Annotated in this window: 13 protein-coding genes; 5 read left to right on the top strand and 8 right to left on the bottom strand. The window is 44.6% G+C overall.

Features of this window, described 5'->3' with window-relative positions; translation table 11 throughout:
* Positions 1-14: 14 nt before the first annotated feature.
* Positions 15-1,763 carry a lipid A ABC transporter ATP-binding protein/permease MsbA gene (msbA, locus tag QUF19_RS05625; RefSeq protein WP_102308050.1) on the bottom strand — a complete coding sequence of 583 codons (1,749 nt, stop codon included), beginning with the start codon at positions 1,761-1,763 and terminating at the stop codon, positions 15-17.
* A gap of 31 nt (positions 1,764-1,794) precedes the next feature.
* Entirely contained in the window at positions 1,795-3,906 is a 2,112-nt protein-coding gene (locus QUF19_RS05620) for a DNA internalization-related competence protein ComEC/Rec2 (RefSeq protein WP_434784920.1), read from the bottom strand.
* Between the two features lie 215 nt (positions 3,907-4,121).
* On the opposite strand from QUF19_RS05620, the gene QUF19_RS05615 reads away from it, so the two are divergent.
* Positions 4,122-4,634 carry a DUF2062 domain-containing protein gene (locus tag QUF19_RS05615; RefSeq protein ID WP_102433713.1) on the top strand — a complete coding sequence of 171 codons (513 nt, stop codon included), beginning with the start codon at positions 4,122-4,124 and terminating at the stop codon, positions 4,632-4,634.
* Positions 4,635-4,832: 198 nt separating this feature from the next.
* On the opposite strand, the gene lolE is transcribed toward QUF19_RS05615, so the two are convergent.
* The 3 genes from lolE to lolC are packed head-to-tail and all read right to left on the bottom strand — an operon-like array spanning position 4,833 to position 7,971.
* On the bottom strand, positions 4,833-6,077 hold the full coding sequence (lolE, locus tag QUF19_RS05610) for a lipoprotein-releasing ABC transporter permease subunit LolE (RefSeq protein WP_286297227.1): 1,245 nt from the start codon (positions 6,075-6,077) through the stop codon (positions 4,833-4,835).
* A complete protein-coding gene (lolD, locus tag QUF19_RS05605) occupies positions 6,078-6,770 on the bottom strand; it encodes a lipoprotein-releasing ABC transporter ATP-binding protein LolD (protein WP_017083246.1) in 693 nt (230 codons plus the stop codon).
* A complete protein-coding gene (gene lolC, locus QUF19_RS05600) occupies positions 6,763-7,971 on the bottom strand; it encodes a lipoprotein-releasing ABC transporter permease subunit LolC (protein ID WP_286297219.1) in 1,209 nt (402 codons plus the stop codon). Before lolC ends, lolD begins: the two co-directional genes overlap by 8 nt.
* Positions 7,972-8,198: 227 nt before the next feature.
* On the opposite strand from lolC, the gene QUF19_RS05595 reads away from it, so the two are divergent.
* From QUF19_RS05595 to QUF19_RS05580, 4 genes are all read left to right on the top strand, one after another.
* The gene (locus QUF19_RS05595) at positions 8,199-8,768 is read left to right on the top strand and encodes a hypothetical protein (protein ID WP_009847150.1); all 570 of its coding nucleotides are present in this window, start codon (positions 8,199-8,201) and stop codon (positions 8,766-8,768) included.
* A gap of 6 nt (positions 8,769-8,774) precedes the next feature.
* Complete coding sequence (mfd, locus tag QUF19_RS05590) at positions 8,775-12,236, top strand: transcription-repair coupling factor (RefSeq protein WP_286297209.1); 3,462 nt, start codon at positions 8,775-8,777, stop codon at positions 12,234-12,236.
* Between the two features lie 62 nt (positions 12,237-12,298).
* Positions 12,299-13,066, top strand: coding sequence for a peptidoglycan binding protein CsiV (locus QUF19_RS05585; protein WP_102551555.1), 768 nt, complete (start codon positions 12,299-12,301; stop codon positions 13,064-13,066).
* Between the two features lie 136 nt (positions 13,067-13,202).
* Positions 13,203-13,748, top strand: a complete 546-nt coding sequence (locus QUF19_RS05580; protein ID WP_017107634.1) for a GNAT family N-acetyltransferase — start codon at positions 13,203-13,205, stop codon at positions 13,746-13,748.
* A gap of 116 nt (positions 13,749-13,864) precedes the next feature.
* Here QUF19_RS05580 and QUF19_RS05575 read toward each other — a convergent pair whose 3' ends face one another.
* From QUF19_RS05575 to QUF19_RS05565, 3 genes are all read right to left on the bottom strand, one after another.
* Positions 13,865-15,154, bottom strand: coding sequence for an NAD(P)/FAD-dependent oxidoreductase (locus QUF19_RS05575; protein ID WP_102433718.1), 1,290 nt, complete (start codon positions 15,152-15,154; stop codon positions 13,865-13,867).
* A 511-nt stretch (positions 15,155-15,665) separates the two neighbouring features.
* Entirely contained in the window at positions 15,666-16,205 is a 540-nt protein-coding gene (ycfP, locus tag QUF19_RS05570; RefSeq protein WP_286297197.1) for an alpha/beta hydrolase YcfP, read from the bottom strand.
* A 108-nt stretch (positions 16,206-16,313) separates the two neighbouring features.
* Positions 16,314-17,168 (bottom strand): phosphotransferase, encoded by an 855-nt coding sequence (locus QUF19_RS05565; protein ID WP_286297194.1) that lies wholly within the window; start codon positions 17,166-17,168, stop codon positions 16,314-16,316.
* Positions 17,169-17,225 lie beyond the last annotated feature (57 nt).

The following is a 17,225-nucleotide window of genomic DNA, read 5'->3' as shown; positions in this document are numbered from 1 at the left end:
AACGAAGCCTAATTTTATTCGCCAAACTGGATTCGGTGTAATTGAGCATAAGCACCGTCATGTGCGATTAACTCAGCATGCGGACCTCGTTCAACAATATGCCCATCGTCTACAACCAAAATTTCGTCAGCTTGCTCAATCGTTGATAGTCGGTGTGCAATAACCAGTACCGTTTTATCTTTTTGTAGCTCATCTAAAGCAGATTGAATAGCTCTTTCTGATTCTGTATCCAAAGCCGATGTTGCTTCATCTAGGATCAGAACTGGCGCTTCTCTTAACAACGCTCGTGCAATCGCAATGCGTTGTCTTTGACCGCCAGATAAATTACCACCGTTCTCACCAACAATCGTATCGATGCCATTTTCCATATCTTTGATAAATTCAGTGGCGTGAGCAAGTTTTGCTGCGTGTTCAATTTGTTCGCGTGAGTAAACTTCACCGGCTGCATACGCAATGTTATTGGCGACCGTATCGTTGAACAGATGGACATTTTGAGAAACAAGAGCAAAATGTTCACGAAGATTTTTCAGCTCATAATCTCGGATATCGTGCCCATCAAGTTCAATGGTTCCTGAATCCACATCATAAAAACGAGTAAATAGGTTGGCAATGGTACTCTTACCAGAACCAGAACGCCCGACCAGCGCTACCGTCTTACCTTTCGGTATATTGAAACTCACCTTATCAAGTGCTGGTTTCTCTGCGCCCTCGTAAGTAAACGTCACATCTTTTACAGCAACTTCACCGCTTACGGTTGCAGGTTTCAATGTACCCTTGTCTTGTTCTGTCTCGAGATCCATCAAACCAAATAGAGTGGTGCTCGCCGCCATACCGCGTTGGAACTGAGATGTCACACTAGTTAATGCTTTTAATGGGCGCATTAAACCGAACATCGCAGAGAAGATAACTGTAAATGTACCGGGAGTAAGCTCAGCACGAATAGAATCAAAACTAGCTAGGACCAACACTGTCACAACTGCAATAGACGCTATCATTTGAATTATCGGATTTGCAGCCGCTTGAGCTGTTACCAACTTCATACTTTGCTGACGCATCTGATTACTAACAGAATCGAAACGACCTTTTTCTAGGTCTTGACCACCATAAGTTAGTACCACCTTGTGACCTTTCAACATTTGCTCTGCTGAAGAAGCCACGTGACCCATGCTGGTTTGCATGTTTTTAGAGATCTTTCGAAATCGCTTAGAGACGACAGTAATAGCCCAAGCGACAACTGGTGCAACCGCAAACAACACCAAAGACAACTGCCAACTATTCCAGAACATCAGCGTCAACAGGCCAATGATACTGGCACCTTCACGAACAATACTGACCAAAGCCTTACTGGTTGCAGCAGAGACTTGCTCTGAATCGTAAGTAATTCGAGATAGCAGTGCGCCCGTTTGCTCTTTATCAAAGAAAGACACAGGCATGTGCATGAAATGACTGAAAATTTTACGTCGAATCTCCATCACCACGTTGCCAGAGACCCAACTCAAGCAATAGGTTGATACGAAGCCACTCACACCACGAATGAACATCATGGCAAAGATAATAATAGGGAGCGTGCGTAAAAAGTCAGATTCAGCGTTACCAAAGCCTTCATCAAGTAATGGCTTTAGTAATGAAATCATATAAGTATCAGAGACGGCATTTATAATAAGCGCAATAACCGCAACACCAAGGCCAGCCTTATACAGTCGAATATAAGTCCAAAGTCTTTTAAATGTGACCCAAGTGGTTTCATCTGTTTCTGTTGACATAGAATCGCTTAATTTTCTCACAATAATCTATCTATTCTACTCCCTTACGGAGCATCTGCCTATACCACTGCCTCCCCTGATGTTCTCTAATCGTATGATATTTCCAACCTTCCTTACTGATTGTGATGGTTATTTGTCCACTTTCGCCCGTATCTAACCATGTACTATCAGCCTCTCGATAGCGGTCGACGACAGATTGGCTAGGCATCCCCCACTGGTTTCCTTTAGACAATGAAGCGATAGCTAACTGTGAAGAAACAGCCTCGATAAATCGAGCAATGGAAGAGGTTGAACTACCATGATGGGGAACCAACATCACATCACTTTTGAGCCGCGTAGCTTCGCGTGCAAGTAACCACTCACTGACCAATTCAATATCTCCGGTAAGAAGCATAGAAAACTCCGTGCCTGGCTCATAGATGCGCACAACACATGAATGAGGGTTATATGCTCTTTCAACACTTTTGGGCGGCCACAACACCTCAAACTCAACATCTTGCCAACGCCAAGACTCTCCAATAACACAAGCTTGATAATTAAACGTAGACTGACTACTGAGCGAGACTGGAGGTTTAAGTCTTTGGCTAGCGCGTATCCATTTAGGGTTATAGTAAGAAAGTAATGCCTGATATCCACCAGCATGGTCAGAATCAAAATGACTGACAATCACCCCATCAATTTCCTTGATTCCCCTTCTTTCTACCGTAGGTATCAATAGCGACTCGACTACAGAGCCGCCCGGCCAAGCATTACCAAGATCATAAACAACAATCCGGTTATTTTTTTGAAGAACAACCGACAAGCCATGTCCAACATCTAAAACATCGACTCTCATCACTTCTGGTTTAAGCTTTCCAAATTCCCACCACAAAACAAATACAGCACTGACAAAAAACATCATTCTACGATGGAAGTAATGACGTAAAATACCCAATAGAAAAATGAAAAACACGAACAAAGCAGCAAGTTCATCATCAACCGTGAGCCAAAAACGTTCAGAAAAAGGGAGAGCGAAAACAACGGGTGTGAGCGATAAATCCACCAGAGCCCACAAATAACCAATGATATTGTTCTCAGCCCAAATTAATTCAAAGATTAAGCTGATAAACATCGCTAAGAACAGCAAAGGAATCGTCACTATCGAAACCCAAGGTAAGAGGAAAAAGTTGTATAACACCGAGACCAAACTGAACCCTTGAAAGAACAGCATTGAAAAAGGAGCCAGTAACAACGTCAGCATTAACTGGATTTTAAATAGCTTGAAGAATTTTGTGAGTAGAGGGCTTTTGTAAGAAGAAAGATGAGTATTGGAAGCAATATAAAGAACGGCTGCCAACGCTCCAAATGAGAGCCAGAAGCTACTTGAAAGTACCGAAAATGGCCAAATTAACAACACGACACAGAGACTCAAGGCCACATATCGAATCAAATTGATATTTTGACCTCGCCAAAGGAAATAGCTCCCAATGATGCACATGGTTAGCGCCCTAAGCGTTGGCAAAGTAAACCCTGCAAACCAACTATAAAAATACGCGAGCCCAAGACCAAAAACAGTCGGAAGCCAAATTAAATACGATGCCCCTAACCTAACGACTCTCCCAAGCTGGTAACCGATTCCAAAAGCAATGCCAATGTGTAACCCTGAGATCGCCATTAAGTGAACAAGCCCACTGCTCTTAAGCAAATCCCAGCGCTGTGATTGAATGAATTCTCTATAACCAAAGCTCAACGCCACAATCAGATCAGAGTTATCCAGCTGACTGATCGTTGTAAGCGTCCTTTCAAACCATCGAGCGCGTAAGTTTGTACTAGAATGAATGCTAAAGCCTGTTCCGGCTTGATAGGTAGCATTAGCAACGATTCTTTCACTGAACAGATACTTTTCTAAATCAAACCCGGCCTCGTTGAGTTTTCCAAAAACCGGCTTCATTGACACCGAGAGATGAACCTTATCTCCAAGCGTTAGCTTGAAAGGGGTAAACAGCCGCAATTTTATCAATTGTGGAAAGATTAATTTTTCGCCGCCAATTGATCTAACTACTATTACGCTTTCAAAACCATGGCTATTTTCACTAAAAAGGCTAACAACCGAAGCATTTATGGTAATATTCTGGCCAGATTGAAATAACTGACTCGTTTGTATTTCGATTGCATTTCCAAGGCAGATAACTAGTATCAATGCAGTTACTGGACCTCTTGCACACCGGAAAACGCTATACTTTATTAATGCGAAAAGTAACAACAGCATTAATGATGCCCAAACCCAATGTGGCATCACAGGCCAAAAGCTGGCAGACACAACTGTCGCAGCAAATGAAATTAAGAACCAAGTGTTAAACAAGAGAGTAGCTTCCTCCTATGCCAAGAAAGTTTATCAAAAGATTTATGCCTGACCATGAGCTCATCAAGCGTCAGAAAGCATTGAAAATTTTTGGCAATGTTTTGTACAACCCCAACTTATGGTGCCTTAATCGTCGCTCTGCGGCGGGCGCGTTCGCTGTTGGGTTATTCATGGCGTTTGTCCCTTTACCAAGTCAAATGATTATGTCTGCAGGCCTTGCGGTTGCATGTGGTGTTAACCTACCGCTGTCTGTCGCACTGGTTTGGATCAGTAATCCCGTGACTATGCCTGTGCTGTTCTACTTTGCTTATAAAGTAGGCGCATTTGTTATGCATGTGCCGCCTCAAGCTTTCCACTTTGAATTGTCTTGGGATTTCATCTTGGCGCAAATGAGCACCATCGGACCTCCATTCCTATTAGGTTGTCTGATTTGTGGTGTTATCTCTGCGATGATTGGCTACTTTGGTATTCGCGGGTTATGGCGTTATTCAGTCGTAAGAAGTTGGAAGAAACGACAAGCAAGGTACTGAAGCTATCGTTAGGCGTGGGTGAATTGAAACTCACACTATGAGAAATCAGAACAACATCGGCTCTCTGCAATATTGGTATGTAACCAAAGTCGTAAGAAATGCAGTTTGAATTCAATAAAAAAGGATCCCATCAGGGATCCTTTTTTGTTTGTGTCAGTTGTACATAGCAAATCATGCCATGACGTATTACTCAGAGCATTACTTCGAACTAAGCACCGCTGCTGGGTTGAGCTTGGCCGCTCGTGATGCTGGGTACCACGTAGCCATTAGGCTCAGAACAATAGCAGTACCAGAAACGACAACCACATCTGTCATATCGAGTTGCGAAGGCAAGAAGTCGACAAAATAAATATCACCGGACAAAAATTGGTGATCAATAAGCTTCTCAAGCCCTTTGATAATCGTGGTTAGGTTAAGCGCGACTAACACGCCTATTGCACTGCCCACCAAACTACCTAACACGCCTGAGAATACGCCCTGCCAAACAAAAATGCGTTTCACAAGGCCGTCCGATGCGCCCATGGTTCTTAATATTGCGATCTCTGATGCTCGGTCTTTTACTGCCATCATTAGAGTCGAAACAATATTGAAACAAGCCACACCAATAACCAGTACCATCACTAGATACATGATGGTGCGAACCAACTGGATATCTCGATACAAGAAACCAAACTTCTGTTGCCAGCTACGCAGGTACACGTACACATCAAGCTGGTTGCCAACTTCACGCACAATCGAGTTTGCGTTCAGAACATCGGTCACTTTTAAAGAAACCCCTGTCACTGCGTCGCCTAGGTTTGCGTAAACTTGCGCATCACCAATAGGGATAAGAGCCAAGCTGTGGTCTATTTGGCCATTAAGAGTCAGCAAACCAACTACTTTGACTCGAACACGCTTAGGTGCTTGAACCTTCACCGACCCATTCACCGTCGGGATCATCAGAGTCAGGTAATCACCGACTTTCGCGCCGAGTACATTGGCCACGCCAGAGCCCAAAATGATTTGTTGTTGCCCTGCCTTAAACTCGCTCCAAGCTTGCTTATCGATAAAACTCGATAGGCTAGATACTTGTTGCTCAAGTTGTGGGTCAACGCCTCGAACTTCAATCGCCTTTAACTCTTTGCCCTTTTCGGCAAGCGCGGTAATCTTCACATAAGGTGCCGCCGCTACAACATCATCATGTTGGGTCGCTTGTTCGATCACATGCTCCCAACGTGTCACAGGTTCATTGACTCCCTCGAATTCTCCATGCGGGATAACAGAAAGTACTCGTGACTGCAGTTCACGCTCAAAGCCATTCATCGCAGATAAACCAATGATGATCACCGCGACGCCGACAGCGATACCGATCGTAGAAGACAGAGAGATAAACGAAACCATCTTGTCTCGTTGTTTCGCCCGACTAAATCGGCCGCCTATCAATAGAGATAAAGAAGAAAACACTTAACTCTCCTCTTTTTCTACGTTAACCAGCAAACCGTCTTGCATGTGCAGTTGGCGATCCATCTTGCCCGCAAGTTCACCATCATGGGTTACAACCAAGAAAGCGGTATCGTATTCGCGGTTCAATTCACGCATTAAATCGTAAATAGACAGCGCTGTGTTGTGGTCAAGGTTACCTGTCGGTTCATCCGCCAACACCAAAGCCGGTTTATTAACTAAAGCTCGAGCAATCGCCACACGTTGTCTCTCACCACCAGAAAGCTCCGAAGGTCGGTGATCAACACGATGACTTAGCCCGACTTTATCCAACAAACGTTGTGCTTCTTCTTTTGCTTTAGCAGGCTTTTCACCACCAATTAGCAACGGCATCGCTACGTTTTCAAGCGCCGAGAAATCCGAAAGAAGATGATGGAATTGATATACAAAACCAAGGTGTTGATTACGAAGCTTCGCCTGCTTATTCGAGCTCAAAGACGCTAAGTCCTGCCCGAGAAAACTCACGCTGCCGTCGGAAGCATCATCCAATGCCCCTAAAATATGCAATAGCGTACTTTTACCAGAACCAGAGGTACCAATGATTGCAACCAGCTCACCTTTTTCGATTTCGAAGCTGACACCTTTGAGGACTTCGGTATCCAACGAACCCTCGCGGTACGTTTTACGGATATCATTACATTGAAGAAAATTACTCATAACGAAGGGCCTCAGCAGGTTTCACAGAAGATGCACGATAAGAAGGAAATACAGTCGCAACAAGGCTAAGTGCAATAGCCAAAACCACAACAACCGCAATTTGGATTGGGTTAATCAATATTGGCAGTTGTCCACCAAATGAGAACAGAGCAACACCCATCGCCTCTAAAATAGTATTGAGGTTCGAAGCTAAGATCACGCCAAGAATGCCACCAGATAACGCGCCGATCACACCGCTACTTGCACCTTGAACCATGAAGATACCCATGACTTGACCATCACGCATGCCTTGCGTTTTTAAGATGGCGACTTCTGATTGTTTCTCCATCACCACCATGATCAGCGCAGAAATGATATTAAACGCCGCAACACCGATGATCAGCCCCAGCATCAAGCCCATCATATTTTTTTCCATACGAACAGCTTGGAAAAGCTCGCCACGTTGGTCACGCCAATCACTCCACACCCAACCTTCCGGTAACGGGGTGTTCGATAAATCTGCGACTTCAAACGGGTCATCAAAAAACAGTCGCCAGCCTGAAATCGTATCAGGCTTATAACGCATCAAACGTCCTACATCTTGAATGTGTGTGACCATCAACTGAGCATCAATATCCGAACCCGTATTAAAAATACCGGCTACGGTGAAATTTCGCTGGCTAGGTATGCGACCTAGTGGTGTGTATTGGCTGGCACTGGTGACCATTAAGCGAACTTTGTCACCCATAGACACTTTCAAGTTTCTTGCCAAGGTATGACCAAGGAAAAGCTGATACTGACCAGCTTGGAGTGAAGACAGTCTGCCAGCAATTAAATGATTCTGAAGAGGGTCATCGGAATTGGGCTCAATACCGATTAACAGGCCCGCAGATAACTGAGCAGGACTTTGGATCACCGCTTCACTACGAACAATAGGTTCAACGTGGTCATTGAGCGACATTTGCTCCGCAAAGCTAGGCGCTTGAGCAGAAAGTGACGTTGTGCCTCCTTGCTCGTAAACAACGGCTTGAGGAAGTACACCAAGAATTCGGTCTTTTAACTGCGCTTCGAATCCATTCATTACCGATAAAACAGTAACCAAAGACAGCACACCAATGGTGATTCCGGCCGTCGACATATAAGAAACAAAACGGCTAAAGCGATCACCTGAACGGCCTTTCAAATAACGCAGGCCAACAAACAATGAAATAGGATGAAACATACTTTGAACCATCTAAAGGAGATGCGGGTTAATGTAACGGGTATTGCCGTTACTGTGTAGGGGTTAATTGAAAATATAGAGTGAATTAACTCAATTAGTTAGGCTTGAAAAACAGAACCTTGTCAAATAGCCAACTTTCAAACAACTATTTGAGACTTTCAATTAACTGACCTTGATTACTGCGGCCACATAGCGATAATCAATAGATCACTTCAAGGAACTAACGCATGACAGAACAAGAGTTTTTCACCGTTCACCACAGCCTTACCGCTAATATTGAGCCAATGGACAGCAACTTCGCTTTACCTTCTCAGATTCAGTTCGAATCGGAGATTCCTGCCCCTTTTGTTGTGGCAAGTGAGTTTAGCCAATTGGACCTATTAGCCGACAGTGCTCGCAACGAACTGAAAAACAGCGACTTGAAGAATGTCATCAGTTTATTGGATGCACAGAACTCTAAATTAAACCTCTTGTTGAGCTTTATGTTGTCGCAACAAGATGATGAACAATTTCGTACCCACACGTATTCATTTGGTGCGAGTCAGTTCTCTTGTTTTTCAAAAACAGATATCGAAGCGGGTCGCTTAGTTAAAGCCAAGCTCTTCATCGAGCACCCTGCCGCCGCTATCTATTGCTACGCGGAAGTCTTCGCTAGCGAACCTAAAGATTCAGGCTTCGAAATCAAATTCAAATATGCTCATCTTCGTGATACTGACCAAGACTTGCTGATCAAGGCTGCACTTCATCAACAACAAAAGCTCTTACGTCAACGCTCTCTAGAACGAGATAACAAGTAAATAGACATGACAAAACAATCCATTTTTACACTACCTAAGCTCAAAGGCGCCGGTGATAAAAAACACATCGGTAACCTAGTTGGTTCATCTCTCGCGCTTGCTATTGCTAAACTCGCGGAGCAACATAACAGCCATACTTTACTTGCGGTGCCCGATCCTCAGATCGCACTCAAGCTTCAATCAGAAATTGAGCAGTTTACGTCACATGAAGTGGCGCTCTTTCCTGATTGGGAGACACTGCCATATGACAGCTTCTCACCACACCAAGAGATAATTTCTGACCGTATAGCGCGACTTTATGCACTGCCAACGTTAAAAGATGGCATCACGATCGTTCCGATCAGCACACTACTACAACGTCAGTCGCCGCGTGACTTCTTGTTGCAGCATACCTTAATGGTAAAAACCGGCGACCTCTACTCGTTAGAGAAGCTGCGCCTTCAACTCGAAAAATCAGGCTATCGCTACGTAGACCAAGTGTTTGGCCCGGGTGAATATGCGAGCCGAGGTTCCATTCTCGACTTGTTCCCGATGGGCAGCAAAGACCCATATCGTATCGACTTTTTCGATGACGAGATCGACACGATCCGTACTTTCGATCCTGAAAATCAGCGCTCTATCGAAGACATCTCTGAGATCCGATTACTGCCAGCACACGAGTTTCCAACCTCAGAAAGCGCAATCGAAGATTTCCGAATTCGCTGGCGTCAGCAATTCGATGCGCGTCGTGAACCAGAATCTGTCTACATGCAAGTTTCTAAAGGTACCTGGCCTGCAGGTATTGAATATTGGCAACCGCTGTTTTTTGACCACACCGAAACCTTATTCGATTACGTTGCCGATGAAGCGCAACTCTTGGTTCTTGGTGACGTAGAAACAGCTGTTGATGCTTTCCTTACCGACGTTGCTCACCGATACGAACAGCGTGGCGTTGATCCATTAAGACCTTTATTGAGTCCAGAGCAATTGTGGCTAAAAAAAGATGAGCTATTCGCTCACTTTAAGCAAAAACCACAAGTGAATCTGAGCTTAGACACGATTGAAGAAAAAGCTGGCCGCATCAACCTACCGGTTGCATCACTGCCAGACTTGAGTGTTCAGCATCAAAACAAAGAGCCTCTGGCCAATCTCAGAAAATTCACGGAAGCCTTCGCAGGTAAAGTGGTTTTCTCGGTTGAGTCTGAAGGTCGTCGTGAAGCCCTGAGTGAATTACTCAGTGGCATTAAAGTACGACCAAGTGAAGTTGAAAACCTGGATGCGGCCATTAAAGCCAAAGACAAGTTCAGCCTCATATTAGGTTCGGCTGAACACGGCTTTATCCAGAAAGAGCAAAGCATCGCTCTTATCTGTGAAAGTGATTTATTAGGCGACCGCGTTGTACAGCGTCGCAAGAAAGACAAGAAAAGCGTTAACAGCGATACCGTAATCCGTCACTTAGCGGAACTTAAACCGGGTCAACCGGTTGTTCACATCGACCACGGTATTGGCCGCTATATCGGCTTGCAAACACTTGAAGCCGGTGGCATGAAAACCGAATACGTGACACTTGAGTATCAAAACGATGCCAAGTTATACGTGCCGGTTGCTTCTCTGAACTTGATTGGCCGTTATTCAGGTGGTGCTGAAGATTCTGCACCACTGCACAAACTCGGTGGCGAAGCATGGCAGAAAGCTCGTAAACGCGCCGCTGAAAAGGTCCGTGATGTTGCCGCAGAATTACTTGATGTTTACGCTAAGCGTGAGCTCAAACCTGGCTACAAATTTGTATTGGACCGCGGTCAATATGCGACCTTCAAATCGGGCTTCCCATTTGAAGAAACCGACGACCAAGCGATGGCAATCAATGCTGTAATGTCTGACATGTGCCAAGCAAAAGCCATGGACCGCTTGGTGTGTGGTGATGTGGGCTTTGGTAAAACAGAAGTCGCAATGCGTGCCGCGTTCGTGTGTACCGATAACGACAAACAAGTCGCAGTATTAGTACCGACTACCCTACTTGCTCAACAGCACTTCGAAAACTTCCGAGACCGTTTCGCCAACTTGCCGATCCGTGTTGAGGTTCTGTCTCGATTCAAATCAGCCAAAGAGCAGAAGTTAATCATGCAAGATGTCGCTGACGGTAAGGTTGATATCTTGGTGGGTACTCACAAACTGCTTTCGAGTGAAATTAAATTCCAAGACCTTGGTTTGCTGGTTGTCGATGAGGAACACCGCTTTGGTGTACGTCAGAAAGAGAAAGTGAAAGCGATGCGTGCCGATGTTGATATCCTAACGCTAACCGCAACGCCTATTCCACGAACACTGAATATGGCGATGAGTGGCATGCGCGATCTGTCGATCATAGCAACGCCACCAGCACGACGCCTAGCGATAAAAACCTTCGTTCGCGAGAGTGACGATGCGGTAGTAAGAGAAGCGGTACTGCGTGAAATCATGCGTGGTGGTCAGGTTTACTTCCTACACAACCAAGTTGATACGATTGAGAAAACCGCAGAGTCATTACAAAAGCTGATACCGGAAGCGCGTGTAACGGTCGCTCATGGTCAAATGCGAGAGCGCGAATTAGAACGCATCATGAACGACTTCTATCATCAGCGTTTTAATCTGTTGGTATGTACCACCATCATCGAAACCGGTATCGATGTTCCGACAGCCAATACCATCTTGATGGATAGAGCCGACAATCTCGGTTTAGCGCAACTGCACCAGTTACGTGGTCGTGTGGGTCGTTCGCATCACCAAGCATACGCCTACATGCTAACACCGCACCCGAAAGCGATGAGCAAAGATGCCATTAAGCGATTAGACGCGATTGCCTCTTTGGAAGATCTGGGCGCTGGCTTTACCCTAGCGACTCACGATTTAGAAATTCGTGGCGCGGGTGAACTGTTGGGTGATGAGCAGAGTGGTCAGATCCAATCGGTTGGTTTTACGCTGTATATGGAAATGCTTGAGCAGGCCGTTGAAGCATTGAAAGAAGGTCGAGAACCTTCTCTTGATGATCTGTTGCGTGAGCAAACTGAGATAGAAATGCGCCTACCTGCGTTATTGCCAGATGACTATATCCCAGACATCAATACTCGATTATCGACCTATAAACGTATTGCGAGCGTCAGTGACACTGATGAGCTGGCAGAGCTGAAAGTTGAGCTTATCGACCGCTTTGGTAGTCTTCCTGATGCAACCAAGAACTTATTATCAGTTTCCGAGCTAAAATTAGCCGCAGCGTCGATTAAGGCGAAGAAAATTGAAGCTCACGACAAGGGCGGATTCTTAGAATTCTACCCAGATGCTGACATAAACCCGGCCTACCTTGTTAAACTATTGCAATCCCAACCGCAAAAGTTTTCAATGGAAGGACCAACAAAGTTCAAGTTTACGATACCATTGGTAGACAGACGGAAACGAATTCAATTTGTTAGTGATTTATTGGGCGAATTCAGACAGAACTTGCTGCCTTCGGCATAAAACCCAATCCACTGCACATATAAATTATCCAGCCGTAACAGCGGCTGGAAGACGGAGTAAAAATGAAAAGACTGATCCCACTGCTACTATTGTTCGTCTCACTGCCAAGTTTGGCTCAGAGACAATTTGATATAGAAGTGATCATTTTCAAGCGCGCAGTTGATGCAGAAAAAGTCAACGAGTCTTGGCCGAACACTCAGCCGAAGATTTCACTTGAGCGCGTTGGTTCATTTCAAGATACCCAATACCGCTCAAAGAAAGGCGTACAAATGCTGCCTTACTCAGAGTACAAGCTAACGCCTCAGAAAGATAAACTGCGTAAGCACGCGGGCTTTGAAGTTCTGATGCATACCGCTTGGCGTCAAGGCGACCAAGGTAAGAGCTCGGCACCTGTTTTCCATATTCAAGCAGGCAAAGACTTCTCTAAAGATTTCAATGCAGATGGTTCTGAGAAAGGTGTTATCACTGCAGGCAGTGCCGATGGATTCAAAGAAGAGACCATTGATAAGCCACTCTACGAACTAGACGGCAAGCTACAGATCTACGTGCAGCATTACCTATACGCTGAAACCACACTAGATTTAAAAGCGCCAAGCGTTCGTGAAGTGACTCTGAAAGAACAGCCTATTGAGTTAGACACACCAGTAAGCGGTGCAGACAGCAATGTTCAAGTGGGCAACTTAACTGAGATCTCACCGACAGTGCAGGTAGAAGAATTCCTTAAGAGCTACCGCATGGATCAAAAGCGTCGTATGCGTAGTACAGAAACTCACTACCTTGATCACCCACTTCTGGGCATGGTGATTCAAGTTAGACGTGTAGCTCAGTAAGTTACTTGCCGATTCGGCTATAATTACACAAACAATTCAATCCGCCCTCCTAGTGAGGGCGTTTTATTAAGTGCTATCTCTCTTTATTTTGTACTGAATCTTTTATTCAGTACTTACATGTAATTCGGTATTTCTTATGAGCCCTGACTTCCAGATAAATACTCAACACCTCAGCCTCAAAATTATTGAAGCGACAGACGCTCCAGAGTTTTCTCGGTTGATCCAAACATCTCCTAGCTTATTTCCCTGGGTAGACTGGTGCCACGATGCGTTCTCTATTGTAGAAGCCGAGAAATTCATTCTGGCTACCCGCTTAAATTGGGTAAAAGCAGACGCGTTTGGGTTTGGTATTTTTGAACGCCACAGCAATCAACTGGTTGGAATGGTGGCAATCAATGAGCTTTACCATACCTTCAATATGGCCAGTTTAGGCTATTGGGTTGGCGACGAATTTCAACGGAAAGGGATCGCGAAAGAAGCAATGTTGACCTTATTTGAATTCTGCTTTGCACAACTCAAACTAACGCGTTTAGAGATTGTTTGCGATACAGAAAACCTACCAAGCCAAAGGCTGATTGAGAAGTGTGGCGCAGAACGTGAAACCATTGCCAAGAACCGCTTTATCTTTAACGGCAAGCCAAAAGACGGCGTGGTTTATTCCGTGTTACCTCCAACCTCTTAAGTTCTTTAGTTCTTTAGTTCTTTAGTTCTTTAGTAAGCCTAAAACAGCACGTCATCGACACGATCAAAAAAGAGCTCCGAAGAGCTCTTTTTTATTCGCTGAAAATCACCAATTAATTAGTGCAGCTTTAGATTTGGACGCAACACACGGTTGATTCGGCCTACCAACATCATTAATGACGTTTTGATGATGCCGTGAAGCGCGACTTGGTGCATGCGATACAAAGAGATGTAAACCACGCGAGCAATACGACCTTCGACCATCATTGAGCCTTTAGTCAGGTTACCCATCAGGCTACCTACCGTAGAGAAACGGCTTAGTGAAACAAGCGAGCCTTTGTCTTTGTAGACATAATCTTTCAAGTCACGGCCGTTCAGTTTAGCAATGATGTTGCTGAATGCGCAGCTTGCCATTTGGTGAGCCGCTTGTGCACGAGGTGGAACAAATGAACCATCCGCTTGTGTACATTGTGCCAAGTCACCGATAGCAAAGATGTTGTCATCAAGCGTGGTTTGCAGTGTGTTTTTCACAACCAATTGGTTAATACGGTTAGTCTCAAGACCACCAATATCTTTCAGGAAATCTGGTGCTTTGATACCCGCAGCCCAAACCATGATTTGCGCTGGAATTTTATCGCCATCTTTGGTTGTTAGGCCTTCAGAATCAGCCTGAGTCACCATAGTGTTAGTACGCACGTTAACACCAAGCTTAGTTAGCTCAGAATGCGCTGCGCTCGAAATACGAGGTGGTAAAGCTGGAAGAATTCGCTCACCCGCTTCAACAAGGTTAACGTTCAGCTTGCTTGAATCTAGATCACCAAAACCGTAAGTACGAAGCTCTTTCACAGCGTTGTGAAGCTCAGCAGACAGCTCTACACCTGTTGCGCCAGCACCAACAATCGCGATATCAACGGTGCCTTGACCGTTTTTAGCGTGAAGTTTTAAGAACTGGTTGTTCATTTCCGTACGGAAACGGTGAGCTTGTTCTGGGCTATCAAGGAAAATACAGTTGTCACGAACGCCAGGAGTGTTGAAGTCGTTTGACGTTGAACCAATTGCCATTACTAGAATGTCATATTCCAGTTCACGGCTTGGCATCAGCAATTCACCGTGGTCATCTTTCAGTTCGCTCAGTGCAATCACTTTACGCTCACGATCGATGTCGTTCAGGCTGCCCATTTGGAAATCGAAGTAATGGTTTTTTGCATGTGCGCGGTAGCTTAATGCATCAACACCTTCGTCCAATGAACCTGTTGCTACTTCATGAAGTAATGGTTTCCATAGGTGGCTTGCTTTACGGTCAACCAGAGTAATCTGGGCACGTTTTTTACGACCTAAAGTGCGGCCTAGCTTAGTTGCTAGTTCTAAACCACCAGCACCACCGCCTACTACGATAATTTTTGTCACAATGACAATCCTCTACAAAATGAATAAATGGGGTTCGGCTCGATTACTCCAACCGATAAATTCTATGTATCTACTCGGCCTTAAATGCGAAGGCTGTTATAAATTGGATAACCGCGAAAAAGAATAACGACAGCTCACCGAGTAGTGAGAGGGATTACAAGCAACAAACATTGGCTTGTCGCTTTGCTCACGTGGATAAAAAAGGTGACTACCTGAGAGGTAGAGCACAAATAATGGGCAAGTTTTATCACTCGCTCTCAATTTTTCTTGATATTTATCAAAATATTTTGCTTGGGAACATTATATATAGCAATAAGATGACCGCAACAAAAATCCTTACCCTCAATGAGGATTCGGGGATAATTAGTTAACGTTTGCGCAAGCTTATCGATAAATGCGTAAACTCATCGATAAAACATATACAACTGTTTTATCAATGCCAGTTTCTAGGATTCAGATGTAAAAAAGCAGCACTCAAATGAGTGCTGCTTTTATAAAATAGAAGGGTAAATTAGGCGTTTTTAAACGCTTTCATTGCTTGAAGATGTTGAGAGATCTTTTTAAATTTATGACTCTCTTTTTCATCCCAGATTACCTCGTAGTAATCCCCGAGTTCAGCTTCCGTTCGCGAATTGTCGTGAATTTCATCTTCACGAGACAACACAACCAAACAGCGTCCCTTGTTTTTCATACGATACTGAGCGACACACTTAGTCGCAATATCTTCATACTCTTCAGGACGGTCAATTCGACCCACCATATTGTTCTCTGGTTGCAGATTAGGGTTGAAAACCACCTGCTTAATCCCACATAAGAAACCAATACGCTCTGACCAAAACCCCCCTAAACCAACACCACAGATAATGGGATGTGGATCATCAGATTGTTCTATCACTTTATGCACTTCTTTAAGAAGATGCTGCATATCGTGCTTTGGATGCAAAGTACTGTAGTTGATGAAACGAACGTCATCATCAATGAATTGCAACTGCAGTATTTTTTCGTGATTGCCCGGGCTAGTTGAGTCGAAGCCATGTAGATAAATAATCATTAGTACCTCCCTGTTGAATATTGGTACGTTTTAATTAATCTAACATGAAAAATAAGGTTTTAAAGGGAACACCAACGAAATTATATTTTTCACTTCCTAAACGTGATCCTAGCGACAGAAAGTGTGACTCAATAACTCAGCTTCGCGCAGATAACTTTCATCTCCCCAGAGTTGATGTGCCAGTAAATACCACAACATGGCCATCATTCGACTTCGTGGCAACCAAGCCTCTACGCCATCAAGCCAAGGCTGAACATCATGAATACCTCTTAGCTGACAGTACTTATTGACCGCTTCGATAACTGGCACCTCAGCAACCGCAATCGTTAAGGTCAAGTCGAGCCTCGGGTCTGCTAGCGCCGCGTATTCCCAGTCAATGATCTTAATCCCATCTTGGTTCTTCACAAGGTTATAGCCACCGAGATCAAAATGACACAAAGACAGGTCAACACTTGGGATACTTGGAGCCACGCGCCACTCTTGATAAATCTTGGTGCAGGTTTCAGTCTTATGAATCGCATCAAGTTGGAGCCAGTAATGATCGACTCGCGCTGTGAAACTGAACGGTTGGAGCGGCAATCGCGCGGTATTAACCAAATGCACCGAGATCAGAGTCTTCAACAAATCATCAAGCTCTAAGCCTTCGTAAAGAGTCTCACCCGCAATCCATTCAACCAATAAGCCTTGCTCATTAACCACTATTGGACTTGGTCCAATACCTAGACGCTCAATTGCGGAAAGCACTTGATACTCTTCATGACGAGAGATAAAGAAGGCTTTGGTGATCGGTGTGATTGGACGCCAAACATACGCAGTGCCATCGGCTAACACCAACTTCCAACATCGATTGGTCAAACCGCCTGTCAGCGTCTGTGCTCTAACCGGTGGCTCAGAAAAGTAACCATCCAGCGAACTCAAACTGGTATCAAGATGCTTAGCCTCAGGCCAAGAAAAAATTGCCATTGCTCATTCCCTATAAACGTTTCCATTTCCCTACAAAAAAGACACTGACCAAAAGCC

Origin of the sequence: Vibrio sp. FE10, assembly GCF_030297155.1 — a bacterium.
In the GTDB taxonomy this organism is placed as follows: Bacteria; Pseudomonadota; Gammaproteobacteria; order Enterobacterales; family Vibrionaceae; genus Vibrio; species Vibrio apostichopi.
This window is presented reverse-complemented; position numbering and strand designations above follow the sequence as displayed.

Coding starts and splice junctions, on each gene's coding strand:
- msbA (WP_102308050.1), bottom strand. CDS start 1,763: ATGTCAACAGAAACAGATGAAACCACTTGGGTCACATTTAAAAGACTT.
- QUF19_RS05615 (WP_102433713.1), top strand. CDS start 4,122: ATGCCAAGAAAGTTTATCAAAAGATTTATGCCTGACCATGAGCTCATC.
- lolD (WP_017083246.1), bottom strand. CDS start 6,770: ATGAGTAATTTTCTTCAATGTAATGATATCCGTAAAACGTACCGCGAG.
- lolC (WP_286297219.1), bottom strand. CDS start 7,971: ATGTTTCATCCTATTTCATTGTTTGTTGGCCTGCGTTATTTGAAAGGC.
- QUF19_RS05595 (WP_009847150.1), top strand. CDS start 8,199: ATGACAGAACAAGAGTTTTTCACCGTTCACCACAGCCTTACCGCTAAT.
- mfd (WP_286297209.1), top strand. CDS start 8,775: ATGACAAAACAATCCATTTTTACACTACCTAAGCTCAAAGGCGCCGGT.
- QUF19_RS05585 (WP_102551555.1), top strand. CDS start 12,299: ATGAAAAGACTGATCCCACTGCTACTATTGTTCGTCTCACTGCCAAGT.
- QUF19_RS05580 (WP_017107634.1), top strand. CDS start 13,203: ATGAGCCCTGACTTCCAGATAAATACTCAACACCTCAGCCTCAAAATT.
- ycfP (WP_286297197.1), bottom strand. CDS start 16,205: ATGATTATTTATCTACATGGCTTCGACTCAACTAGCCCGGGCAATCAC.
- QUF19_RS05565 (WP_286297194.1), bottom strand. CDS start 17,168: ATGGCAATTTTTTCTTGGCCTGAGGCTAAGCATCTTGATACCAGTTTG.